Origin of the sequence: Octadecabacter temperatus (genome assembly GCF_001187845.1) — a bacterium.
Taxonomy (GTDB): domain Bacteria; phylum Pseudomonadota; class Alphaproteobacteria; order Rhodobacterales; family Rhodobacteraceae; genus Octadecabacter; species Octadecabacter temperatus.
Map to the genome: position 1 here is coordinate 1,049,106 of NZ_CP012160.1, position 22,730 is coordinate 1,071,835.

Sequence of the window (22,730 nt, forward strand, 5' to 3'; positions counted from 1 at the left end):
AGACAGGCGGACAGCACATGACATTGAACCTCTCCATGCCCGGGCAGGAAGAACTGAAACCACGCATCACCGTATTTGGTGTCGGCGGCGCAGGCGGCAACGCAGTAAACAACATGATCGAGCAAGAGCTTGAAGGTGTTGAATTTGTCGTCGCCAACACAGACGCGCAGGCCCTTCAGCAGTCCCGCTCTGATGCGAAAATTCAGATGGGTGTCAAAGTCACCGAAGGTTTGGGTGCAGGAGCACGTGCAACCGTTGGTGCAGCTGCCGCAGAAGAATCAATCGAACAAATCGTCGACCACCTTGCTGGCGCACACATGTGCTTCATCACAGCTGGCATGGGCGGTGGCACCGGTACGGGCGCTGCACCAATCATCGCACAGGCTGCCCGCGAGCTTGGCGTTCTGACTGTTGGTGTTGTTACCAAGCCGTTCCAGTTTGAAGGCGGCAAGCGCATGAACCAAGCTGATGCAGGCATCGAAGCTCTGCAGAAGGTTGTCGACACGCTGATCATCATTCCAAACCAGAACCTGTTCCGTCTGGCGAATGAAAACACAACATTCACCGAAGCGTTCTCCCTTGCGGATGATGTGCTTTATCAAGGTGTTAAGGGTGTTACAGACCTTATGGTTCGCCCAGGTCTTATCAACCTCGACTTTGCTGACGTTCGCGCCGTTATGGACGAAATGGGCAAGGCGATGATGGGTACAGGCGAAGCCGACGGTCAGGACCGTGCGGTTCAGGCAGCTGAAAAAGCCATCGCGAATCCACTGCTGGACGAGATCTCCTTGGAAGGTGCACGCGGCGTGTTGATCAACATCACAGGTGGTTACGACCTGACGTTGTTCGAACTCGACGAAGCAGCGAACAAGATCCGCGAAAAAGTCGACGCAGAAGCAAATATCATTGTTGGTTCCACATTGGACACTGGCATGGAAGGCAAGATGCGCGTGTCCGTTGTGGCCACTGGTATCGACGCTGTTGCGAAGACATCCGATGTTCCGGTTCCACGCCGCCCAATGGCTGCACCTTTGACACAGCAAGTTACTGCTGAAGTAAAAGAAGAAGCGCCGGCACCAGTTGAAGCGCCAGCCGAAGTTGCTGCGGTTGTTGCTGAAGCAGCACCTGAGCCAACACTGTTTGACGAAACAGCCGCCGCTACACCGGCACCTGCACCAACTTTTGACGCACCGGCAGCCGCCGCTGCTGCAGAAGCTGACCTGCCACCAGCTGCTTACCAGCCACGTGCAGAGCCTGAAATTGAAGCAACAACAGACGCTTTCGTTGCACCTCAGCGCCCTGCAGTTGGAACGCCATCTCAGGAAACGCTTGATCGTCTGCGGACTGCAGCGACACGTAGCGCGCCTGCAGCTGCTCCAGTGGCTGAGCCAATGGAAACAGAAGAGGCTGCAAAGCCACGGATGGGTGGGCTGAACAGCCTGATCAGCCGCATGACTGGTCACAACGAAAGCCAAGCCAACGAGCGCCCGCAGCCGCCGGTTGCGACCCTGCGCGAAGAGGCTGCACCAGCGTCTGAAGCTGACGCAGACCAAGAACGCATCGAAATTCCAGCGTTCCTGCGTCGCCAAGCGAACTAAATTGATGTGACGCTAGGTCACAATTTACGGGGAAGGGCTGCCAATTGGCGGCCCTTTTTCTTTTTGTATCAAGCGTTTGCCGCGTTGCCGCTATAAGGCAGGCAGTTTTGCGCCGTTTTGTAACAGGGATGTTTCAGTCCGTTGCAAAGAGTGTGTTGAGAGAAGGCCAGCCACCTCTTAAGTCTTTTTCAACAAAGAAGGTTCTATCCGTGCAAACGACTCTCGACACAACAGTGGCATTTGAAGGCAAGGGGCTGCACCTCGGGCAGCCTGTGTCTGTTGTTGTGCGTCCTGCGCCTGCGGATCACGGTATTATCTTTCGCCGCATGGACGTTGATGCATCCAAAGCTGATGTTCCGGCATTATGGCACCGTGTCATCGTTTCCCCGCTGAACACACGGATTGAGAACGCGGCAGGGACGTCTGTGTCCACAATCGAACACATCATGGCAGCACTTGCGGGATGTGGCCTACACAACGCATTGGTTGAAGTAACGGGCCCCGAAGTGCCGATCCTTGACGGGTCTGCTGCGCAATTTGTTGAAGGTTTCCTTCACGCAGGCGTTCGCCGCCTGAACGCACCTTTGCGTGTGATTGAAGTGTTGAAACCCGTTTCAGTGAAGGTGGGCGATGCAACAGCACGCCTTGATCCTGCCGATACGTTGCACATTCGCTTTGAAATCGATTTTACAGACCGTGCGATTGGGCATCAGGAAAAGACTTTGAACATGTCGAATGGCGCATTCGTACGTGAGCTAAGTAATAGCCGTACGTTCTGCCGTTCCTCTGATGTAGACGCGATGCGCGCGCAGGGTCTTGCCCTTGGCGGCACGTTGGAAAACGCCGTTGTGGTTGACGGTGCCGAGGTTCTTAGCCCCGGTGGATTACGTCACAAAGACGAAGCGGTACGCCATAAGATGTTGGATGCATTGGGCGATTTGTACACGGCTGGCGCACCAATTCTGGGTCGCTACACGGGCTCAAAGGCCGGCCATGCGGTCACAAACGCCTTGCTCTGTGCGTTGTTTAACGACCCTGATGCTTGGGCGTGGCGCGATGCTGACGTGGCAACCGCGGCTCGTTTGCCGGGTGTTGGCCTTCGTTGGGCTGACGTTCCGGCCGTCGCTTAAATTACGACATTTATCAATCGTGATCACGCGTGTGCAAAAGGCATTTTGCACCCAATATTTATGTGCTAGACCGATCCCAACGAGAAACGATGTTCGAACAATAATCTTGAGCGGGGGCGCCTCAATGTCAGGCCGCAGCAGCATTTTGAAACTTCGTAAGGGTCTGGCCACAGGCGTGCTTTCGCTTGGTCTACTGGCAGGGTGTGGTTCGCTTGATACGCGTTCACCGGGCGCCTTGGAATCATACTCCGCACAAGAAATTTTTGAACGCGGCGAGTTTGAACTCGAACGCGGGCAGGGCGATGAGGCTGCGTTCTACTTCGGTGAAATCGAACGCCTTTACCCTTATTCAGAATGGGCCAAACGCGCATTGATTATGCAGGCGTTTTCCTATCACCGCGATCAAGACTACCCGAATTCACGTGCCGCAGCCCAACGTTACATCGACTTTTACCCAGTGGATGCAGACGCGGCCTATGCCCAATATTTGCTGGCGCTGTCCTATTACGATCAGATCGACGAAGTTGGTCGTGACCAAGGTTTGACGTTCCAAGCACTACAAGCACTGCGCGTTGTCATCGAACGCTACCCTGAAAGCGAATATGCGCGTTCTTCGGTTCTGAAGTTCGACCTCGCCTTTGACCACCTCGCCGCGAAAGAGATGGAAATCGGCCGCTACTACCTTAAGCGTGACCATTTTGCGGCGTCGATCAACCGTTTCCGTATCGTTGTCGAAGATTTCCAAACAACGTCCCACACACCCGAAGCCTTGCACCGCTTGGTTGAGGCGTATCTGTCGCTTGGTCTTGTTGAAGAAGCCCAAACCGCAGGTGCGATCCTTGGCTACAACTACCAATCAACTGAGTGGTACGAGGACAGTTTCGCATTGCTGACAGGGCAGGGGCTTGAGCCGAAATCTATCGGCGACAACTGGCTGTCCGCCATCTATCGTCAGATGGTTCGCGGCGAATGGCTCTAGGCTAGGGCATGCTCCGCAGCCTTGATATTCGTGACATGTTAATCATTGATCGGTTGGAGCTCGCGTTCCAACCGGGGTTGAATGTGCTGACGGGTGAAACTGGTGCGGGTAAATCCATCCTGTTGGATTCGTTGGGTTTTGTTCTCGGTTGGCGTGGCCGAGCTGAGCTTGTTCGCCAAGGCGCAGACCAAGGTGAGGTGATTGCCGAGTTCGATCTCGCCGAAAGTCACGCGGCATGGGATGTGCTGCGTGAGGCGGGTTTCACATATGATGACAGTCTGATTTTGCGGCGCATCAACACGCGCGACGGGCGCAAAACGGCTTGGATCAATGATCGTCGCGTCAGTGGCGAAATCTTGCGGGCGGTGTCTGAAACGCTGGTCGAGTTACACGGCCAACACGATGATCGCGGGTTGCTGAACCCACGGGGGCATCGGGTGCTTCTGGATGATTTTGGCGGCCTCGCGCCTGAGTTGGCTAAGGTTCGCAGCACGTGGAAAACCTTGGTGGCGGCGAAGAAAGAACTCACTGCAGCTGAGGCGCGTGTCGCTGAGCTGCAAGCGGAAGAAGAGTTTCTGCGTCACGCTGTGGCTGAGCTAGATGGGCTTGCGCCGACTGCCGGTGAAGATGCGGACCTTGATCAGCAACGCCGCAAAATGCAGGCCGCTGAGAAAATTGGCGTTGATATTTCCAAAGCACAACAAGCACTTGGCCTAAATGGGGGCGAAGGCATGCTTGGAGATGCGATGCGTTGGCTCAGCGATTCAGCCGACCAAGCAGACGGCACATTAGAAGCGCCGATCGCCGCATTGGAACGCGCAATGGCTGAACTAAGCGAAGCGCAGGCGGGCGTCGAAACCTGCATCGATGCGCTGGCGTTTAATCCGTTTGAGCTGGAACAAGTCGAAGAGCGCCTGTTCGCGATCCGTGGTTTGGCGCGCAAACACAACATTCTTGCAGATGAGCTTGGACCATTTGCCGATGGATTGCGCGAACGATTGAACGCGCTGGATCGCGGCGCGTCTGACCTTGCCGATCTAACGACAGAATTGGGCATTGCGCAGGCGGGATACGACAAAGCGACGGCCAAGTTGACGGCGTCGCGGTGCAAGTGGGCCGTGAAGCTTGACAAGGCGATGGCGAGTGAGCTTGCCCCGTTGAAAATGGAACGCGCTGTTTTCGTTACTGAAATTACCGAAGCCGAGGCCGGGCCGGATGGGGTTGATACGGTTGCTTTTACAGTTGCAACCAACCCAGGCGCGCCCGCTGGGCCAATCGGAAAGATCGCTTCGGGTGGTGAATTAAGCCGCTTCCTACTTGCCCTCAAGGTCTGTCTGACGGGCGCTGAGTCCGGTCTGACTTTGATTTTTGACGAGATCGACCGCGGTGTAGGTGGTGCGACGGCGGATGCTGTTGGCCGCCGTTTGTCAGAGCTGGCAGGGCAGGGCCAAGTACTGGTCGTGACGCACAGCCCACAGGTTGCTGCCCTCGGGGATCATCATTGGCGTGTCGAGAAACGCCAGACCAAAGACGCAACGCTGTCGACTGTCGTTGGCTTGGTGGATGATGAGCGTATAGATGAAATCGCACGTATGCTCAGCGGTGACCGCATCACAGAAGAAGCCCGCGCTGCTGCAAGGGCGTTGGTTCCTGAGTGACCCGCTTTAGGTCGCGAAAGGTCAACCTTGCCCCATGAGATTACAGATAATTGGTTGAATTTTATTGGAAAAAGACAAGCCCAGCCGGTTGGTGTTTAACGCTGAAATACCCACGTCATTGCCACCGTCCGACCAAGACCAGCGCCGATTGCTCGGCTTGTTAAAATACTCGCTCCACGATTAGTTCGTGCCACGAGGTCTAAAAGAAATTCTGTGGCCCGAGAGCCAAATACCAATTCACCACTCTAATGAGGAGTAAATTAACCTTTTGGTCAACTTCTCGCTTACCCCATTTGGGGTAAAGTTAGGTTTTGTTGAGAAATTGTTGAAGACGCTCAAGAACTTGCGGCCATTTGGCAAAGAACAGCAATTGGCCAGCGTCTGGAAACACGTCAAAGGTTATCCACGGATAGTCGCGCCGAAACTCCGCAAGCGTTTCCGCCGGAACCTGTGGATCTTGCAGCCCATTCATCATGATGACAGGGACGGACCCCTTCAACGCCAAGACGGAATCCGTCCACTCTGTCGTCTCATGGGCGATAACTTCGCGGGCGAATGCATCGTGGGCACTGTGCGTTTCAGAAAGGCAAACTTCCGAGCCAACAACCAAGGCCTCGAACACATCCTGGTTCGCGACCGCCGCCATATCCGCGTCCGACTTTCCATAAACCGCTTGGAGAAAACCATACTTCCCGAGCCTTTTGGCCAAGGCGAACCCAGCCTTAACCATAAACGGCAGCAGGTGAGGCGTGTAGCGCGCGCCCGCGAGGATGAAGCGGTGCCATTTGTCCATTCGGTCGTATTGTTCGGCGCGGGTTAGGGGAAGAACGCCGGCACAGGCGATAAGCGCCGTGACGCGACCTTCGTGTAATTGATTGAATTGGCAGGCTAAATGGGTGTCCCCGCCAAGGGTAAGCATGGGCGCGGCTTCCACGCCAACGTGGGTCATCAGGGCGGCAAGATCATCGCAGAGTTGGGGAACATAGGGCGTTCGTTTGGGAATGGGATCAGATTTACCGTATCCGGCCCGAACAGGTACAATCACTTTGATACCAAGACGCGCCGCTTCGACTTCTGCCTTTGCCGGCCAACGCACTAAACCGTAATCCAACGGCGAATAAACAAGGGGTGCCCCAAATGGATCGCCCAAAATCAGGTAATCCATCCGCCGCCCATCTTCCAATGTAAACGTCTGGAAAGGGCGGGGCGGCAAGGTGTCGTACCCTTGCGAAATGGCTCTTGTCTTTTCGGACACTTGCGTCGTGAACTGGGCAATTTCCATGGTCGAGAGTGTAAGGCGAACCAGCTCTGTTTGGCTGCGGGTCTCGGTTTTGGCCATGATGGATTTGAGTTGCGCACGGATCGTATCAACGCTGCGCCCACGGATTTCGGCCGCTTGTTGAAGTGTATTTCCCTCGGTTAGGGCACGAACAACTTGGGATTCAGCGGGGGTAAGGTCAAAAGCGGCCCGCAACATTTCAGAGAACCCGTCAGGCCAATGGATATCAGAGGAGAGGATCAGAACATATGGTTCGCTGTCGTCAGTGCGAATGACCCGCATGTGAAACACAATTAAGCGGTCGCCTTGTGCGGTGTGGCCCCGCAAAACTACAGGTTCGTCTTGTTTCAGGTTCAATAGACGGCCGATGTGGTGCGCGAGCTGGTCCGTATCACCTTCGCCAAGTTGGGCATCTTGCAAACGGTTGCCATGCTGAACATGCAGCAGTTGGGTCGCACCTGCATTTGCCGCGATGATTGTGAGGGACCGATCAACTGCAAACGCTGCGGAATGGTCAATTTGGTCGATTATCGTGCGCGGCCCTTTGTTGAAATCATCGCGCAGGACACGGTCCAAAACCTGATCCGCCCTTTCAACATGCCCCGTCAAATGCTCCAGCCCGATAATTGGAGTGTTCGACTTGTGTGCAGCAAGGCGTTCCGGCCCGATCATGGCTTCCCAATGGTCTAACAACGCCTCATAGCGAGAAGGGTCGACGGCGACTTCATAAAGCCGATCGATCATCTCGTTTGTGTTTGCGGTGCTGTGCGGCGCCGCTGGCTTTTCGTCAGTACCCATTTTCCCTCTCTGGTTCAGTGAATAGCAGAAAGTTTCCCATGGGTCACCTCAGCCATTCAGGCGCACGACCTTGCCGGGGTTGAGGATGTTTTCGGGGTCCAGTGCACGTTTGATCTGCGCCATCACATCCCAGCCAGCACCATGTTCCGCGGCCATGTAGGGCAGTTTTCCCATGCCGACGCCATGCTCGCCCGTAATGGTGCCACCAAGGGCGATGGCGCGCTCAGCCATGCGAGAAGACAGGCGCTGAGCCTCTTGTTTTTCAGCAGCATTGTCGGGGTCGATCAAAAGGATCGCATGAAAGTTTCCGTCACCAACATGGCCCAAAATCGGGGCTGGGATTGTGGATGCGTCAATGTCGGCTTGGGTTTCTGCGACCGCTTGCGCCAGTTTTGAAATCGGAACGCAAACATCCGTAACAATCGCCGTCGCGCCCTTGCGGGACGCAAGAATGGCCCAGTACGCATGGTGGCGCATCTGCCAAAGGCGTGTGCGGTCTTCGGGTTTGGTGGCCCATTCAAAAGCCGATCCGCCAAACTCTGCAGCGATTTCACCAAACCGTTCCGCCTGTTCAGCTACACCCTGATCGGAGCCATGAAATTCCACCATAAGATGCGGCGAGACAGGAATATCGGCCTTTGAATAGGCATTCACGGCGGCAACACTGGCGGCGTCTAGGAATTCGATACGGGCCATGGGGATGCCCATTGCAATGGTCGCTGTAACCGCATCCACGGCTTCGTCGATTGTTTTGAAAGCACAGGTCGCGGCTGCTGTAGCTTCGGGCTGGCCCTGAAGTTTGAGGGTGAGTTCGGTGATGAGCCCCAAAGTTCCCTCGGAACCGACCATCAACGCCGTCAGATCATATCCCGCACTGGATTTGCGTGCGCCGGACCCGGTTCGAATGATGCGCCCATCAACCAACACGACTTCGAGCGCCATGACATTGTCGCGCATCGTGCCGTAGCGCACCGCCGTTGTGCCACTCGCGCGGGTGGACGCCATGCCGCCAAGCGACGCGTTTGCCCCCGGATCAACGGGAAAAAACAGGCCCGTCGCGCGGAGGTCTTCATTCAGGGCTTCGCGGGTGATGCCTGGTTGGACCCTTACGGTCATGTCAGTGTTGTTAACCTCAATTACCTGCGCCATGTCGCGAAAATCCAGCGCGATGCCGCCTTGGATCGCCAAAGTATGTCCTTCCAATGAAGTTCCCGCGCCATAGCCGACAACAGGACAGCGATGCTCGGAACAAATCGCTACGATTTTGGAAACCTCATCTGTTGAAGATGGATATGCCACCGCATCTGGTGCGATTGGCTCAAAGTGGGCCTCTGATTGGCCGTGTGCATCCAAATCGGACTTGGACAGCGACAGCCTATCGCCTAACACTGTGGAAAGCGCACGAATAGCGGCGTCGATGGACATGGAATTCTCCTACATTGGCTTGGCTTAAGATTAGGCGGTTCCTTTGAAGGGGACCAGACGTGTAGCAGGGGAAAGAAATGGCGGAACCGCAAAAGTCAGCGATACGGCAAGGGGTTGATGATGCCCTTCAGGCCTCGCGTGACATGTGGAACGTGATCCGCAATCGCGGCCCATCGCAGGTGCAGTTTTGGTTCATCGCGTTGCTTGTCGGCATAGCCGCGAGCTTTGCTGCCATTGGGTTTCGTTTTGGGATCGAGGCGTTGCAGGCCTGGCTCTATCGCACCGATGACATTGCTAATCTGCGCACAGATGCAGCGCGGCTCGATTGGTGGTGGATCTTGTTGATCCCGATGGCCGGTGGATTGCTGGTTGGATTGATCTTGGATCGCTTCACCGACGACGGGCGCGTGCGATCTGTTGCTGATGTGATTGAAGGGGCCGCCCTTTATGATGGGCGGGTTGAGCGAGGCAAGGGACTTGCCTCAACGCTCGCATCTTTCATCACGCTGTCCACGGGTGGTTCGACTGGCCGTGAAGGGCCGGTTGTGCATTTGGCGGCAGTTGTATCGACATACGTAAGCCGGCTGATCCGCGCGGACGGGATTACGGGTCGTGATCTGCTAGGCTGTGCTGTTGCCGCCGCTGTTTCTGCTAGTTTTAACGCGCCGATTGCAGGTGCGCTTTTCGCACTTGAGGTCGTGCTGCGTCACTTCGCAGTACATGCCTTTGCGCCAATTGTTATCGCCTCTGTTGCGGGTACAGTGATCAACCGTCTTGTGTACGGAGATGTCACCGAATTCCTTATTCCAAACCAGAATGTTTTGGCCTTTTACGTAGAACTTCCAGCATTCCTGATCCTCGGATTGCTGTGTGGGCTGATCGCGGTCGTTCTGATGCGATCTATCTTTTGGGCGGATAAATTTGGTTCAAACTTGCAAGCTAAGATTGGATTGCCACGTTACCTGCGCCCGATGATTGCCGGCACGCTGCTTGGCGCATTGGCAATCTTTTATCCGCACATCATCGGTGTTGGATATGAGACGACATCAGACGCACTGACAGGCCGCTTGGTCATGCACGAGGCCGTGGTGTTCGTGTTTATCAAGATCGTAGCAGTCGCAATCACAATGGCAGGTCGTATGGGGGGCGGGGTGTTTTCACCGTCTTTGATGGTTGGCGCATTGACCGGCTTGGCGTTTGGTTTCGTCGCCACAGGCATCTTCCCCGACGTTTCTGGGGAAGGGACCCTTTATGCGTTGGCAGGTATGGGCGCTGTCACGGCGGCGGTCCTAGGTGCACCGATTTCCACGACACTCATCGTTTTTGAACTGACAGGGGATTGGCAAACAGGGATCGCAGTTATGGTGTCCGTCTCGCTGTCCTCGGCTTTGGCATCAAAGCTTGTGCACCGCAGCTTCTTCCTTTCGCAGCTAGAACGTCGCGACGTGCATTTGGCTGCAGGGCCGCAGGCTTATTTGCTCGGGACGTTTAAGGTTTCCAGCGTAATGCGCGGTGTCGATCACCCCAAAGCGGCGGATCAGGAAACCTGCGCTGCTCTGATCTTGGAAGGAACATATGTGTTTGAGGATAAGACCCTCGACCAAGCCATGCCCATTCTTGAGGCCACGGGTTCAAACTTTATTCCCGTTGTCGCCCCCGCCAATGGCGACGGCCCACCCGAGCTGCGCGGTGCGCTGTTTCAGGTAGATGCCCTGCGTGCGTTCAACCGTGCTTTGGCCGCAACCGCAGCCGAAGAGCACTCTTAAAGCTTTTCAACTGCGACTTTAGTTGGATCAAAGGCAAGGTAGCCTGCAATCTCGGACACGCCATCAATCGGCGCTTCATAAGACCAAGCCGCATCCGCGAAAGTGCCGCTCTTGGCTTCCAGATTATAATAGGTTGCCGCGCCCTTATGGGGGCAGCTTGATGTCGTTTCGGACTTATCAAAGAACGCCATCGAAATGTCTTTGCGTGGGAAGTAGATTACCTCTGGAAAGGCACCCTCTGAAAGTTCCAAGGCGTCATTGCTTTCGCCCAGAACAGCGCCAGCAGCGCGCACAACCCAAGTCCCAGCCGCGGCTTTAATTTTGATATGATCAGACATTCGTATCGTCCCCCCAAAGGCAGTATTTCCGTGATCTTCATGATCAGGGATATTGGCTCATTCGCGTTAAGTCATAGTGTAGAGACTAAAGCGGCGCACAGGCCGCTTTGAGCCAATCCAGCGCCGACCCGTCCACGCGAGGGCCAATTTTTTGCAACGTATCAGAATGATATTGATCAATCCATGCGCGTTCGTCACCCGACAAAAGTGTCGCATCTATCAAACGACGATCAAGCGGCACATAGGTCAGTGTTTCGAAATCTAGCATGTTGCGTGCATCACCACCCGCAACGGCGTCCGCGTCGCGCACAACAATCAGGTTTTCAATACGAATACCGAATGCCCCCTCACGGTAGTACCCCGGTTCGTTCGATAAGATCATGCCGACCTCAAGCGGGGTTTTCGCCCGTCGCGACAGTCCCTGCGGCCCTTCGTGCACGGATAGATATGACCCAACGCCGTGGCCCGTGCCGTGATCATAATCTTGCCCCGCCAACCACAACGGATACCGAGCCAGCGCATCCAAATCAGCGCCGGCAACGCCTTTTGGAAACCGCACACGGCTGATGGCAATCATGCCTTGCAGCACACGGGTGAAGCAGGTTTTCTCGTCAGTACCGACATCACCAATGGCAATGGTGCGCGTGATATCCGTGGTGCCATCAAGGTATTGCCCACCACTGTCGACCAACAGTAACTCGCCTGGGTTAACAGCACGGTTCGTATCCTCGTTTACACGGTAATGCACGATGGCCCCATTCGGCCCCGCACCGCTGATGGTTTCGAATGAGATGTCCTGCAAAGCATTCGTTTCACGACGAAACCCTTCAAGTGCTGTCACAACATCAATCTCAGTCAACGCTCCCTTGGGGCCTTCTGCATCCAGCCAAGCCAGAAACCGCACCATCGCCGCACCGTCCCGTAGATGCGCCTGACGGGATCCTTCAACCTCGACTTCATTCTTGCGTGCTTTGGGCAGGATGCAGGGGTCTTGGCCTTCTGAAATTAGGTTTGACGCAATTCGTTCTTCAACGATTTCCAACACAGCGTGCGGGGTCGATGCAGGGTCAATCTGAAACGCTTGATCGATGGATTTTTTTAACACTTCCTCAAGTGCTTCAAGCGGGTGGAGTTCAACATCTCCGATATCGGCGCCTAAATGCGTTCGAACATCGTCACCGACCTGCGCGTTGGTGAACAGCTGAACCACACCCGTTGCGCCTAGAATGGCATAAGCCTGCATTACAGGATTTCGCGGGATATCTCTGCCGCGGATATTAAGTAGCCAACAAATGGAATCTGGCAATGCGATGAATGCGCTTTGCTGCCCATTCTTCATAAGTTCCGCTGCAAGCTGGCGGCACTTTTCACCAAACGACTGTCCCGCCAATTCATCTGGTTGGACGCGAACGGGATTACGGGGTGGGGCGGGGCGGTCGTCCCAGATCGCGTCCACAAGATTGCCAACAGGCCGCAATTCGATCCCCGTCTTATCGAGCGCTTTGGTCAACTCGCGCACTTGCGCAACCGTATGCAGCCATGGATCAAACCCCACGACGCCGCCGTTTGGCAGCTGCTCCTTCAACCAATCAGCCAACTGAACCTCAGGCCAGTGTACCGGCGTAAACACATCCGCCACTTGGTCGCGCACCTGAACGCGGTAGCGCCCGTCAATGAACACACCCGCCACATTCGCAAGCACGGCACTAAATCCAGCCGAGCCCGTGAACCCAGTCAACCATGCCAATCGTTCATCACACGGGGCAACGTATTCGCCTTGGAACCGATCCGCACGGGGCACCAGAAAGCCGTCCAGGTTTCGCGCGTCCATCTCGGCGCGTAACGCATTCAACCGCGCAGGCCCCGTCTCAGGTGTCGAAGTCACATCAAACGTCTGAAACATGTGTGCGTCCCCGCTTCTTTGGCTCAAAAATACTCAAATCTGTCGTAAACCTAACCCACAGACTAACCCGCCTTGCGCATCCCCAGAACACGGGCGCGCTTACGTGGATCACTGTCAAAAAGGCTCGCCAATTGCTCGGTCATTGCACCAGCCAATTGTTCGACATCCGTGATCGTGACGGCTTTGTCATAGTAGCGCGTCACATCGTGGCCGATCCCAATCGCAATCAACTCGACAGCTTTGCGTTTCTCGACCATCTCGATCACGTCGCGCAGGTGTTTTTCCAAGTAATTCGCGGGGTTAACGGACAAAGTTGAATCGTCCACTGGCGCGCCGTCAGAAATCACCATCAGTACTTTGCGGGCTTCTTGGCGCGCTGTGATGCGGCGGTGCGCCCATTCCAACGCTTCGCCGTCGATGTTTTCTTTCAGCAGGCCTTCTTTCATCATCAGACCAAGATTGTCGCGCGACCGACGCCACGGCGCGTCGGCACGTTTATAAATGATATGACGTAAATCGTTCAGTCGGCCGGGCTGTTGTGGACGGCCCTCAGCCAGCCATTCCTCGCGGGACAGGCCTCCCTTCCAAGCTTTCGTCGTAAAGCCCAAAATTTCGACCTTCACCGAGCACCGTTCCAAAGTACGCGCCAAAACATCCGCACAAATCGCAGCTATCGAAATCGGGCGGCCGCGCATAGAGCCGGAATTATCCAGCAGCAGTGTCACGCAGGTATCGCGGAATTCGGTGTCTTGCTCAACTTTGAAGGACAGCGGCGTTGTCGGGTTGGCAACAACACGCGCCAAACGACCCGCGTCCAGAATGCCTTCCTCTTGGTCAAACGACCATGAGCGGTTTTGTTGCGCCTGAAGTCGGCGTTGCAACTTGTTAGCCAGACGCGACACCGCGCCCTTCAAAGGCTCAAGCTGTTGATCGAGGTAAGCTCGCAAGCGTTCCAGTTCAGCAGGTTCCGCCAAATCTTCGGCGCCAATTTCTTCGTCATGTTCCGTGGAATAAACGATGTAGTTCGGGTCGGCGTCAGACACGGGCTGCGGGGCAGGCGGCTCCATCGGGGCCTCGCCCTCGGGCATTTCCGCTTCTTCGGCCATCTCGGACTCTGCGCTGTCATCCATGCTGACCTGCGCCTCGGCGCTGTCTTGCTGTTCTTCTTGCGACTGCTCGGGCGTGCCCTCGGTCTCTTCTTCGTCGCCGTCATCTTGTCCGGTGGAATCTGGCTCTTGTTCGTCCTCGCCACCTTCATCTGCGGCTTCGTCTTCTTCGCCAGTGTCGTCAGGGTCGTCGCCCAATTGATCTGCGTAACCCAAATCAGAAATCACCTGACGGGCGAACTTGGCGAAGGCTGCTTGGTCTTCGAGAGTTTCCTGCAAGGCATCCAGTGTTCCGCCTGCGGAATCCTCAATAAACCCGCGCCAGAGTTCCATCACATTGGCCGCACCTCTTGGCATTTCACGCCCTGTTGCGAGGTGGCGGATCAGGTAACCGGCAGCCGTCGCCAGTGGGGCCTCGGACGCTTCGCGTACTTGGTCATAGCCCTTGCGCAGGGCCTCATTGCCGATCTTGGCGTCGATGTTGCCAGCAGTTCCAGGCATGTGACGTGCGCCAACAGCCTCAACCCGCGCGTTTTCCATCGCGGTGTAAAGGTCTTGCGCCATCTGGCCTTGCGGCATGTATTTGGCGGACACTTTGGCGTCATGGTACTTGTGGCGAAGCGCGAACGCGTCTGCTGTCCCACGTGCGATCAAGACCTCTTCGCGGGTCATGCGGCGGGACACCTGCGGTAAACGAACGGTTTCCGCCGTCGCACCCGGAGGGTCCACAGTGAACGTCACGGCCAGTTCAGGATCATCCGCCATGACCTTCGTGGCCTCGGCAAGCGCTTTTTTGAACGGATCAGCTGGGTTGTCGGTTGGTTTATTCATGATGGTTTTCTTTTCCGACATTGGGTCCATGGCCGCAAGGGGAACGGTCGCAAAGAAATTTTCAAAAAGTAACAGTTCTATGACGTTTTTGGTGTAGCCTATTCATATGTTGAATTTTCAAGGGCTTTTGAAACTCCTACTGGTCGGCATTTTGACATACGTATCTGTCACCCCTTTTGCTGCGTACGCCGAGGGTCGCGCGACAGACTTTGACAGGACCTGCCAGTTCTTCACCAATCAAGCGTTTAAGGATAGGCGCGGGCGGTTGCAGGCGACCTTCAGGATGCAGATGGCACAGGATTGCGTTGATGCGATGATTTACGCAGCCGATGTTGATCCGCTTACTCAGGATCGGGCGTTGGACTATCTGACACAAATGGAATCTTACCGAAGCGTTGTAACGTCAATGCTAACGGAGCGGGCTTCAAACCCAGCGCCTTGGTTGGCTGGCGAAAACGGTTCAGTGCGTCGCGTGTTACAGCCCGTTAGCCGGGCGGGGGCGTACTTGATTGCACGCGATATGGGCTTGGTAGAACAGCACGAGGATTGGACACAATGGCGTCGGTCGGCCGCGTTGCCGCTGTTCCGTTTGGATGAAATGACATCTTCAAGACATCATAATTGACGTGCAGGCCTGTACCATTTGAACAGCGCGATCTTTGGCCCAAGTATCTTCGCGAAATGTGGCGCGGGTTAATAGCCGCGAATGTGCAGCTTTGGCCTCAATGCGCCACGCTAAAACCTGCCTTCCATCGTCTGGGCCCATCGTCGCGTCCAGTAGGCTGATCATCGCTGCGCGGTGGTCTTCTGTTTGATCTGAGTTCGCATCTGCCAGAAGCCATTCATGTTCCATTTGCGCTGAAAGCCGCCCTGCGCAGGAGGCGAAATATCGCAACGGATTTTCGAGGTCGGCTTGTGCTGGCGCAGGGGCTGTCAGCGCCAAAAGCGCAAGAAGCCCGATGGGGGTGTATGTTTTTATTCCGCCCATAACTTATGCAAGCATGGTGAAATAGCGCCCGTCAAGTGTGCGGTATGAAAACTTTTATCGATATTGGGCGGTATTTAGGGGGCGGGGTACTCGGCAGGAGCAATAGGGGCAGCCTCAGCCTTGTGTCGCGAGCGGCGTTTTCTACGGGATCTCGGATAGCGGTTTTTTGAACAGATCAGCAGGGTTATCGGTTGGTATGTTTAATGTTCAAAAACTCCAGCAGCCACAAGGCGTTGTCGCTGCTGGCCACATTCCCACGCAATTGAAGCATGCTCAGTCCATAATGGGCTTTGCTCCATCGGTATTGTTTGTAAAACCGCGATCCGCGCTTCCCACTCCGAAAGACCCAGCGCCCTGTTCACTTGAAAGTTCGCCCATTGCTCTGGCGTCGAAGCCGACTGCAATACTGCGACATCCTTTAAGTGGAGGTCTAATAAAAAGGTTCCTTCGGCATAAGGTTCGGCTGCAACGTGATATCCATCGGTTTGTCCGATACATTTCGCATACTCAAAGATGTCGCGTTGCACGTCTTGCGCGTTGACTTGCAGCGGCAAGATCGAACCAATAGTCACAGCGAAGACAGCGCGCAGCTTCACCCCAAGCTCAAGCTTGCAGCACTCTCCGGCAGTTCCTCGTCAAAACACCGCTGATAGAACTCAGCAACCGTCTGGCGTTCGAGTTCGTCACATTTGTTCAGGAACGAAAGGCGGAACGCATAGCCGACATCTTGGAAGATACGTGCGTTTTCGGCCCATGCGATGACGGTCCGTGGGGACATGACGGTGGACAGATCGCCGTTCATAAACGCGGTGCGTGTCAGGTCGGCGACGGTCACCATCTGGGAAATCGTCTTGCGGCCCTTTTCGTTGTTAAACGTCGGTGCTTTGGACAGGATGATGTTGGTTTCCGCATCATGGCTGAGGTAGTTCAACGTCGCCACGAGGGACCAACGGTCCATTTGCGCTTGGTTGATCTGTTGTGTGCCGTGGTACAGGCCCGTCGTATCGCCAAGACCAACCGTGTTGGCTGTCGCGAACAGGCGGAAGTTCGGGTTCGGCGTGATGATTTCGTTCTGGTCCATCAGCGTCAGTTTACCGTCGGCTTCTAGAACGCGCTGGATCACGAACATAACGTCCGCGCGGCCCGCGTCGTATTCATCAAACACAATCGCAACAGGATTGCGCAGCGCCCATGGGAGAATACCCTCATGGAATTCCGTGACCTGAACGCCGTCTTTCAGCTTGATCGCGTCTTTACCGATCAGATCAATCCGAGAGATGTGTGAATCGAGGTTCACACGCACAGTTGGCCAGTTCAGGCGTGCGCCGACCTGTTCAATGTGCGTGGACTTACCTGTGCCGTGGTAACCCTGCACCATGACACGGCGGTTGTAACCAAAGCCCGCCAAGATCGCCATCGTGGTGTCTGGGTCAAATTTATAAGTTGGGTCAATTTCCGGAACGCGGTCGCCCGTGCCTTTTGGAAACCCTTTGACCTTCATGTCGGTATCAATGCCGAACACTTCACGGACCGAAATCTCTTCGGTTGGTTTCATATTCGGGTCAAGGTTTTCTTCGGCCATGATGGTGCCCTTACTTATCAAAATCTGCGTGGTCGCTTTGCGATTTGGGATGCAACAATTCGCGGTAAGCTGCAAGGGGAACGGGCATTCCAATTGCTTGTATCGCCCATTCCATTTGCTTGTATTTGGTGTTCACTCTGTCATGCTGCGTGCCAAGGGGATCGCCTGCAAATGACAACACGTCAAGACATCGAGGATATGATCAATCGCGTTGCGCTGAATGACCGCGCAGCGTTTGAGGCGTTGTATTCCGCGACAAGTGCGAAACTCTTTGGGATTATCCTACGTGTCTTAAAAGATCGCGCCGCTTCTGAGGATGTGTTGCAGGACGTTTACCTGCGTCTTTGGCAGGGCGGGGCGCAGACATTCGCAACAGGGCGTGCCAGCCCGATCAGTTGGCTTGCCACAATTGCACGCAACCGCGCGATTGATCGGTTGCGGCGCGTTAAACCCGAAAGCAACCTTGATGGTGTTGCTGAACCACGCGATCCGGCACTGGGGCCAGAAGGACTTGCCGTTGCCGCGTCTGAGCGCGCAATGATCGATGCGTGCTTGGATGAATTACAGCCCGACCGTGCAACAGCTGTGCGCGGTGCCTATCTAGACGGGGACACATATGCGGACCTCGCGGCGCGTTTTGATGTGCCGCTAAATACAATGCGAACATGGCTGCGCCGTAGCCTAATGAGTTTGAAAGACTGTTTGAGCAGATGAGCGACGAGAGCATCATTCCAGAAGACAACGACGATGTCCTTGCGGCTGAGCTGAGCCTTGGGTTGTTGTCGGGCGATGCGCTGACCCATGCACAACGTCGTGCGCGCACGGATTTGCGATTTGCCAGCCTAGTCGAAGACTGGGACATTCATTTCAGCACGCTAACTGAAACGATTGAGCCGGTGACACCACCGAAGGGCCTGTTTCATAAGATTACTCAGCAAGCGTACCCTGAGAGCTCAATACGTATCTGGCACCATCTCGGCATTCTCCCGGCGTTTCTGGGGGCAGGGGCTGCGGCGCTCGTTCTGATCCTAGCTCTGCAATTTGGCAATTACATGCAGCCCGAAACACCCGTTGCCAGCCTTGTGGCAGAGATGGTGGCCGAAGACGAAAGCATTGTCGTTGCGGCAGCCTATGTCGATAACAGCAATACGCTGTTTGTCGAATGGCAAGTTGGAGAACGACTGCCTGACCGTGATGTTGAACTTTGGCTGGTTTCCGAAGGCGAAGCGATTTCCCTCGGTGTCCTGAGCAAAGAAGGAAAGATTACGGAATTCTCTGTACCTGCTGAGCTGCAAGATCTTTTGGCTGACGGCGCGCTTGCGGTGACTGATGAGCCGATTGGCGGATCACCCACTGGGGTTGCGACTGGCGCTGTGCTTGCGGTTGGGCCAATTACGACCCTTTGATCACGGCAACCTCACATCGCTGTGAGGCGCTGTAATACGCTGAAACTCATTTCCTGAAACATCCGTTGCTCATGGCATCGTGGTCGCAATCATGCGGTTCCAAGTTCAACAAACTGGAGAAGTTTCATGACTATCAAGACATTCACAACTGCCGCTGCCTTTGTTGTAACCGCTGGTATGGTTTTCGCTGATGGACACGCTGCAGGTAAGACGATCGTCGAAAACGCCGTAGACTCACCAATTCACACAACGCTCGTTGCTGCCGTTACGCAGGCTGGCCTTGTCGAGACGTTGTCTGGCGCGGGCCCGTTCACGGTGTTTGCCCCAACGGATGATGCGTTTGGCATGATTGCAGACGCCTCACTTGGTGCACTTCTGATGGACGAAAACAAAGCGCAACTGACGCAAATTTTGACCTGCCACGTTGTTGGCGCAGAGGTGTTTTCTGATGCGCTCGCGGGTTTGATTGCCGATAACGGCGGTGCGTTTGCGGTTGAGACTTTGGGTGGTTGTACCTTGAACGCAGAGATGGACGGCGACAGCATTATGCTTACGGATGAAAACGGTCGTGCTGCGACTGTGGCTGTTGCTGACATTGCGTCTTCCAACGGTGTGATCCACGCGATCGACCGCGTGATTTTACCACAGCAATAATACCCGACACCAAGATCGGGTTATGGATCGAAGGCAATTCCCCCAGTGAACAGGCTTTCGGTCACATCTACGTGCGTTGCGACGAAAACTATCCCCATGTCGCGGCGCACGTTTTACAATGACCTCAAGTTTACAGGAGTACCGCCATGAACCGCCGGATGTTTTCATTCACCGCCCTCGCAGCCGCCGCATTTGGCGCAACGCGAAGCACCGCAGCTGACGGCCCCTATGAGGTGACCCGAACACAGGCCGAATGGCGCGGCATGCTGACCAACGCGCAATACAGGGTTATGCGTGAAGAAGGCACCGAACGGGCAGGGTCCTCGCCTTTGGATAAGAACTATGCGGATGGCGTTTATCACTGCCGCGGTTGCGATCAGGTGCTTTATTCGTCTGAACATAAGTACGACAGTGGAACAGGCTGGCCATCTTTCTATGACGTGTTGCCAAGTGCAATCCAGACCAAGGAAGATCGGCGCATTCTATCAGTGCGCACGGAATGCCACTGTGACCGGTGTGGTTCCCATCTTGGGCACATCTTCAATGACGGCCCTGCACCGACAGGCCTGCGTCATTGTCTAAACGGCGTTAGCTTGGTGTTCCGCGCGGCATAAGCAAATGCTGCACATCTGGTACGCGGGACCTGCACCGCACGCGTTTAATCCCTCTCCTAGAAAAACTAGGACGAGGGATTTTTTATGGCACGACCAGAACGAAAAGACGTTGCAGTAGGTTTTGGGCTGGTGGGGTTGTTGACCGCGCTGGCGCTTCTAGCGTTCGGAGACACACGGATCTTGGACGCGACGTGGACGGGTCAGATTGGCGTCGTGATCATCGCGGGGCCAAGTGCGTGGCTGGCAGGAATGGCTTGTGGCTGGATGTTCGGCCGCCCTAAAGCGGAAGGATGGGTGTTGGCTTCTTTGGGTGCGTGCTTGTCGACGATCCTAGGCGCTGCAATCGGTGGAAATATCGTGTTCCCGATATTGGGAACAATCATGGCGCCATCTGCGATTCTGGATGAAGCGATTGCCCATCCGATGATCATAATTGTTTGGCTCGCATTAATGGCGAGTATGCATGTTATTTTATTGAAAACAAATGGTTAGGAGGTCTTTGGAGCGCGACTGTTGTGCGTGGCGAAACAGTGCATTTCCCTAAACGCCACCCGATGCCTTATACCCGCCTCAAATCGCCATCATATCAAACCTTCAAACTCGGAGGATCGATGCGTCCACTAACGCGCAAAAGAAAGAAGATGTCAGAAGGTGAACGTGCACGCGCGTTGGCCTTTTTGCTCGTGGGGGTTTGTAGTGCGGGAGTTGGGTTTATCGCTGTGCACCACTTGGATAATACAGCGCTTTTGGATGGCCTTAGTTGGTATCAAACATGGATAATCGTCGCATCGGGACTTGGCGGTATGATCGCACTTTTCTTGTCGGGCGACCGAATGGGTCAGTCTGGTAGCACTGGGGCGTTAAGAGCCTTAGCGGGGGCAATCTGGGTGACGTTTATCGGTGCATTGATCGGGGGAACGCTCGGTCTGCCGTTTTACGGAACGATGTTTGGGCCGTTCATTGTCGTGGTAACTTTGATGGGTGCACCGATTTTGGCGATGCTTTGGGCGTTCAACCTTCTCGGAGTTCACTTTCTGATGGCAACGTATCAACGTGAACGGGACACGATCTTTACCCCCGCACGAATGAACATCTCCGATCACCCCGAAAGCCTACGCATGCACCTTCAAGGTCGTTTCACCTAGTTTCGGAAGTGACGACTGGATTTGATCTGGTCCCAAGCCCAAACAACTTCGGAAAGCTGTTCTTCTTGGCTGCGATCCCCGCCGTTCATGTCAGGGTGCAGCACTTTGATAAGCTTCTTATAAGCCTTGCGGATTTCAGGCTTGGCCCAGTGATCCTTGGCTTCCAGAATATCAATCGCTTTGCGTTCCGTTGCAGGCAACTTACGCGTTGACCCTGTTATGGACTTGCCCGGGTTCTGCGTCGCGTTCACGCCCAACACCTGATGGGGATCATCAACGCCTAGACGCGCCCATGCGCGCTGCTCGTCGGACTTCTTCATCGAAGACGTCTCACGCTCCCAAACGCGGTCCTTGGATTGCTGCGCGTTGATCTCGGCCTCGGTCGTGCCGTCAAAGAAGTTCCAGCCCAAATTATACTCTCGCACGTGATCTTTGCAAAACCAGTAGAAGTCATCCAAGACATCAGGGTTTTTGGGGGCACGGTACAAGCCCGGCTCAGTACAGCCAGGTTTCTCGCAAACCCGTTTTGACGTCTCTGACGCACCAGACATGCCACGGCGTCCGCGCGGATTCTTCTTTTTGCTGGCCGAAACCGACATATTGAAACCAAATGGATCGTCTTTTGACATGGTGTTACCTTTCCGACTCGGACGATAGATATTAGACCAACGACGCGAGGATTGAAGGGGCAGAAGTGAAAATAATGGGTCTTGAACAACAAATAAATGATGCTTTGGTAGCCGCGCTCTCACCGACGACGCTTGCCGTGATCAATGAGAGCCATTTACACGCGGGTCATTCTGGCGATGACGGGTCTGGTGAAAGCCATTGGCGGGTTGAAATTACGGCGCCTGCGCTGGACGGGAAATCCCGTATCGCAAAGCATCGCGCGATCCACGCCGCACTTGGTACAGACATCATCGGGCGTATTCACGCCCTGTCGCTTCAGATTTCGTAGGTTTCGTTATTCCGCGGGGTGTTGGGGTTGGTCGTCGTTTGATGGCGCCCCAGCCGCACGACGCTTGTTCCACGGAAACACGAACGGCGCATTGAGGGTTTCACTCACGCGGTCTTTGGCTTCCAAGGGCATCGTCTCGTCGCTTTCAGGTTCAACAACGTCAACAACAGGCGCGTCTTCGATCGGAGCGTCCGTTTCCGATGCAGCTGCAATGTCTTCGACTGCCACGTCAGGCTCAGTCACGTCTTCTAGAACTTCGGTCTGGTCTTCGATGAGGGCGGCCACTTCTGGCGCGTCTTCAACCTGCAATTCAATCGCGCGGCGGAATACGAGCATGTTTTGAAACGTCGTATTCTTTCCGGTCAAACCAACGCGTTCTTCAACGGGCAGTGTGTCTGTGCGCTGGTATTCCCAACCATCCGCACCAAGGTCGTTCATCACCGATTGCAGTGCATTCGCAAACCGCGCTGGCGTGCCTTTGACGCCCTTGGCCTTTAGCCCGCGCATCGGTGCTGGCACTACTTTATACTCAAATCCGGTCATGACTTACCTCACTCTGCCCGAGAGAGTTG

The 22,730-nt window shown here is 55.1% G+C and carries 23 protein-coding genes; 13 read left to right on the forward strand and 10 right to left on the reverse strand.

The features are described 5' to 3' along the window. Positions 1–17: 17 nt before the first annotated feature. The 4 genes from ftsZ (at position 18) to recN (ending at position 5,365) form a co-directional block, all read left to right on the forward strand. A complete protein-coding gene (ftsZ, locus tag OSB_RS05475) occupies positions 18–1,598 on the forward strand; it encodes a cell division protein FtsZ (protein ID WP_049834037.1) in 1,581 nt (526 codons plus the stop codon). Between the two features lie 209 nt (positions 1,599–1,807). Then, the gene (gene lpxC / locus OSB_RS05480; RefSeq protein WP_049836062.1) at positions 1,808–2,728 is read left to right on the forward strand and encodes a UDP-3-O-acyl-N-acetylglucosamine deacetylase; all 921 of its coding nucleotides are present in this window, start codon (positions 1,808–1,810) and stop codon (positions 2,726–2,728) included. A 124-nt stretch (positions 2,729–2,852) separates the two neighbouring features. Continuing rightward, positions 2,853–3,707 carry an outer membrane protein assembly factor BamD gene (locus tag OSB_RS05485; RefSeq protein WP_049834038.1) on the forward strand — a complete coding sequence of 285 codons (855 nt, stop codon included), beginning with the start codon at positions 2,853–2,855 and terminating at the stop codon, positions 3,705–3,707. 8 nt (positions 3,708–3,715) lie between these two features. Beyond that, positions 3,716–5,365, forward strand: a complete 1,650-nt coding sequence (recN, locus tag OSB_RS05490) for a DNA repair protein RecN (RefSeq protein WP_049834039.1) — start codon at positions 3,716–3,718, stop codon at positions 5,363–5,365. 304 nt (positions 5,366–5,669) lie between these two features. On the opposite strand, the gene OSB_RS05495 is transcribed toward recN, so the two are convergent. Continuing rightward, the gene (locus tag OSB_RS05495; protein ID WP_049834040.1) at positions 5,670–7,442 is read right to left on the reverse strand and encodes a bifunctional helix-turn-helix transcriptional regulator/alpha/beta hydrolase; all 1,773 of its coding nucleotides are present in this window, start codon (positions 7,440–7,442) and stop codon (positions 5,670–5,672) included. Positions 7,443–7,490: 48 nt separating this feature from the next. After that, positions 7,491–8,867 (reverse strand): FAD-binding oxidoreductase, encoded by a 1,377-nt coding sequence (locus OSB_RS05500; protein WP_049834041.1) that lies wholly within the window; start codon positions 8,865–8,867, stop codon positions 7,491–7,493. A 77-nt stretch (positions 8,868–8,944) separates the two neighbouring features. Between OSB_RS05500 and OSB_RS05505 the strand changes: the two genes are divergently transcribed. Further along, positions 8,945–10,633 (forward strand): chloride channel protein, encoded by a 1,689-nt coding sequence (locus tag OSB_RS05505; RefSeq protein WP_049834042.1) that lies wholly within the window; start codon positions 8,945–8,947, stop codon positions 10,631–10,633. Here the strand turns inward: OSB_RS05505 and OSB_RS05510 are convergent. From OSB_RS05510 to cobT, 3 genes are all read right to left on the reverse strand, one after another. Beyond that, on the reverse strand, positions 10,630–10,971 hold the full coding sequence (locus OSB_RS05510; protein ID WP_049834043.1) for a DUF427 domain-containing protein: 342 nt from the start codon (positions 10,969–10,971) through the stop codon (positions 10,630–10,632). The two genes, OSB_RS05505 and OSB_RS05510, sit on opposite strands and share 4 nt — an antisense overlap. A gap of 85 nt (positions 10,972–11,056) precedes the next feature. Then, positions 11,057–12,874, reverse strand: coding sequence for an aminopeptidase P family protein (locus OSB_RS05515; RefSeq protein ID WP_049834044.1), 1,818 nt, complete (start codon positions 12,872–12,874; stop codon positions 11,057–11,059). Between the two features lie 62 nt (positions 12,875–12,936). Then, the gene (gene cobT, locus OSB_RS05520) at positions 12,937–14,811 is read right to left on the reverse strand and encodes a cobaltochelatase subunit CobT (RefSeq protein ID WP_049834045.1); all 1,875 of its coding nucleotides are present in this window, start codon (positions 14,809–14,811) and stop codon (positions 12,937–12,939) included. A 106-nt stretch (positions 14,812–14,917) separates the two neighbouring features. Between cobT and OSB_RS05525 the strand changes: the two genes are divergently transcribed. Then, on the forward strand, positions 14,918–15,436 hold the full coding sequence (locus OSB_RS05525) for a hypothetical protein (RefSeq protein ID WP_049834046.1): 519 nt from the start codon (positions 14,918–14,920) through the stop codon (positions 15,434–15,436). Here the strand turns inward: OSB_RS05525 and OSB_RS05530 are convergent. The 3 genes from OSB_RS05530 to cobS all read right to left on the reverse strand — a co-directional run bounded on the left by OSB_RS05530 (position 15,419) and on the right by cobS (position 17,381). Next, positions 15,419–15,799 carry a hypothetical protein gene (locus OSB_RS05530; RefSeq protein WP_049834047.1) on the reverse strand — a complete coding sequence of 127 codons (381 nt, stop codon included), beginning with the start codon at positions 15,797–15,799 and terminating at the stop codon, positions 15,419–15,421. The two genes, OSB_RS05525 and OSB_RS05530, sit on opposite strands and share 18 nt — an antisense overlap. A 200-nt stretch (positions 15,800–15,999) precedes the next feature. Beyond that, positions 16,000–16,395: a hypothetical protein gene (locus OSB_RS05535; RefSeq protein ID WP_049834048.1), complete on the reverse strand. Its 396-nt coding sequence runs from the start codon at positions 16,393–16,395 to the stop codon at positions 16,000–16,002. Further along, positions 16,392–17,381: a cobaltochelatase subunit CobS gene (gene cobS, locus OSB_RS05540; protein WP_049834049.1), complete on the reverse strand. Its 990-nt coding sequence runs from the start codon at positions 17,379–17,381 to the stop codon at positions 16,392–16,394. Before cobS ends, OSB_RS05535 begins: the two co-directional genes overlap by 4 nt. A 171-nt stretch (positions 17,382–17,552) precedes the next feature. On the opposite strand from cobS, the gene OSB_RS05545 reads away from it, so the two are divergent. The 6 genes from OSB_RS05545 (at position 17,553) to OSB_RS05570 (ending at position 21,200) form a co-directional block, all read left to right on the forward strand. Next, positions 17,553–18,095 (forward strand): sigma-70 family RNA polymerase sigma factor, encoded by a 543-nt coding sequence (locus OSB_RS05545; protein ID WP_049834050.1) that lies wholly within the window; start codon positions 17,553–17,555, stop codon positions 18,093–18,095. Then, complete coding sequence (locus OSB_RS05550; RefSeq protein WP_049834051.1) at positions 18,092–18,787, forward strand: anti-sigma factor; 696 nt, start codon at positions 18,092–18,094, stop codon at positions 18,785–18,787. Before OSB_RS05545 ends, OSB_RS05550 begins: the two co-directional genes overlap by 4 nt. A gap of 126 nt (positions 18,788–18,913) precedes the next feature. Beyond that, positions 18,914–19,441: a fasciclin domain-containing protein gene (locus OSB_RS05555; protein WP_049834052.1), complete on the forward strand. Its 528-nt coding sequence runs from the start codon at positions 18,914–18,916 to the stop codon at positions 19,439–19,441. 146 nt (positions 19,442–19,587) lie between these two features. Continuing rightward, positions 19,588–20,055, forward strand: a complete 468-nt coding sequence (gene msrB / locus OSB_RS05560) for a peptide-methionine (R)-S-oxide reductase MsrB (protein WP_049834053.1) — start codon at positions 19,588–19,590, stop codon at positions 20,053–20,055. 84 nt (positions 20,056–20,139) lie between these two features. After that, positions 20,140–20,547, forward strand: a complete 408-nt coding sequence (locus OSB_RS05565; protein WP_049834054.1) for a hypothetical protein — start codon at positions 20,140–20,142, stop codon at positions 20,545–20,547. A 149-nt stretch (positions 20,548–20,696) separates the two neighbouring features. Next, a complete protein-coding gene (locus OSB_RS05570) occupies positions 20,697–21,200 on the forward strand; it encodes a hypothetical protein (RefSeq protein ID WP_049834055.1) in 504 nt (167 codons plus the stop codon). Here OSB_RS05570 and OSB_RS05575 read toward each other — a convergent pair. Continuing rightward, positions 21,197–21,829 (reverse strand): DnaJ domain-containing protein, encoded by a 633-nt coding sequence (locus OSB_RS05575; protein ID WP_049834056.1) that lies wholly within the window; start codon positions 21,827–21,829, stop codon positions 21,197–21,199. The genes OSB_RS05570 and OSB_RS05575 overlap by 4 nt on opposite strands. 74 nt (positions 21,830–21,903) lie before the next feature. Here OSB_RS05575 and OSB_RS05580 point away from each other — a divergent pair, with 74 nt between their 5' ends. After that, complete coding sequence (locus OSB_RS05580) at positions 21,904–22,158, forward strand: BolA family protein (protein WP_049834057.1); 255 nt, start codon at positions 21,904–21,906, stop codon at positions 22,156–22,158. Between the two features lie 6 nt (positions 22,159–22,164). Here OSB_RS05580 and OSB_RS05585 read toward each other — a convergent pair whose 3' ends face one another. Beyond that, positions 22,165–22,701, reverse strand: coding sequence for a DUF4177 domain-containing protein (locus OSB_RS05585; RefSeq protein WP_074202195.1), 537 nt, complete (start codon positions 22,699–22,701; stop codon positions 22,165–22,167). Positions 22,702–22,730: the final 29 nt, after the last annotated feature.

Excerpts from the sequence above, each read along its gene's own strand:
- ftsZ (WP_049834037.1), top strand. The coding sequence starts at position 18 with ATGACATTGAACCTCTCCATGCCCGGGCAGGAAGAACTGAAACCACGC.
- OSB_RS05485 (WP_049834038.1), top strand. The coding sequence starts at position 2,853 with ATGTCAGGCCGCAGCAGCATTTTGAAACTTCGTAAGGGTCTGGCCACA.
- recN (WP_049834039.1), top strand. The coding sequence starts at position 3,716 with ATGCTCCGCAGCCTTGATATTCGTGACATGTTAATCATTGATCGGTTG.
- OSB_RS05495 (WP_049834040.1), bottom strand. The coding sequence starts at position 7,442 with ATGGGTACTGACGAAAAGCCAGCGGCGCCGCACAGCACCGCAAACACA.
- OSB_RS05500 (WP_049834041.1), bottom strand. The coding sequence starts at position 8,867 with ATGTCCATCGACGCCGCTATTCGTGCGCTTTCCACAGTGTTAGGCGAT.
- OSB_RS05505 (WP_049834042.1), top strand. The coding sequence starts at position 8,945 with ATGGCGGAACCGCAAAAGTCAGCGATACGGCAAGGGGTTGATGATGCC.
- OSB_RS05510 (WP_049834043.1), bottom strand. The coding sequence starts at position 10,971 with ATGTCTGATCATATCAAAATTAAAGCCGCGGCTGGGACTTGGGTTGTG.
- OSB_RS05515 (WP_049834044.1), bottom strand. The coding sequence starts at position 12,874 with ATGTTTCAGACGTTTGATGTGACTTCGACACCTGAGACGGGGCCTGCG.
- cobT (WP_049834045.1), bottom strand. The coding sequence starts at position 14,811 with ATGAATAAACCAACCGACAACCCAGCTGATCCGTTCAAAAAAGCGCTT.
- OSB_RS05525 (WP_049834046.1), top strand. The coding sequence starts at position 14,918 with ATGTTGAATTTTCAAGGGCTTTTGAAACTCCTACTGGTCGGCATTTTG.
- OSB_RS05530 (WP_049834047.1), bottom strand. The coding sequence starts at position 15,799 with ATGGGCGGAATAAAAACATACACCCCCATCGGGCTTCTTGCGCTTTTG.
- cobS (WP_049834049.1), bottom strand. The coding sequence starts at position 17,381 with ATGGCCGAAGAAAACCTTGACCCGAATATGAAACCAACCGAAGAGATT.
- OSB_RS05545 (WP_049834050.1), top strand. The coding sequence starts at position 17,553 with ATGACAACACGTCAAGACATCGAGGATATGATCAATCGCGTTGCGCTG.
- OSB_RS05550 (WP_049834051.1), top strand. The coding sequence starts at position 18,092 with ATGAGCGACGAGAGCATCATTCCAGAAGACAACGACGATGTCCTTGCG.
- OSB_RS05555 (WP_049834052.1), top strand. The coding sequence starts at position 18,914 with ATGACTATCAAGACATTCACAACTGCCGCTGCCTTTGTTGTAACCGCT.
- msrB (WP_049834053.1), top strand. The coding sequence starts at position 19,588 with ATGAACCGCCGGATGTTTTCATTCACCGCCCTCGCAGCCGCCGCATTT.
- OSB_RS05565 (WP_049834054.1), top strand. The coding sequence starts at position 20,140 with ATGGCACGACCAGAACGAAAAGACGTTGCAGTAGGTTTTGGGCTGGTG.
- OSB_RS05570 (WP_049834055.1), top strand. The coding sequence starts at position 20,697 with ATGTCAGAAGGTGAACGTGCACGCGCGTTGGCCTTTTTGCTCGTGGGG.
- OSB_RS05575 (WP_049834056.1), bottom strand. The coding sequence starts at position 21,829 with ATGTCAAAAGACGATCCATTTGGTTTCAATATGTCGGTTTCGGCCAGC.
- OSB_RS05580 (WP_049834057.1), top strand. The coding sequence starts at position 21,904 with ATGGGTCTTGAACAACAAATAAATGATGCTTTGGTAGCCGCGCTCTCA.
- OSB_RS05585 (WP_074202195.1), bottom strand. The coding sequence starts at position 22,701 with ATGACCGGATTTGAGTATAAAGTAGTGCCAGCACCGATGCGCGGGCTA.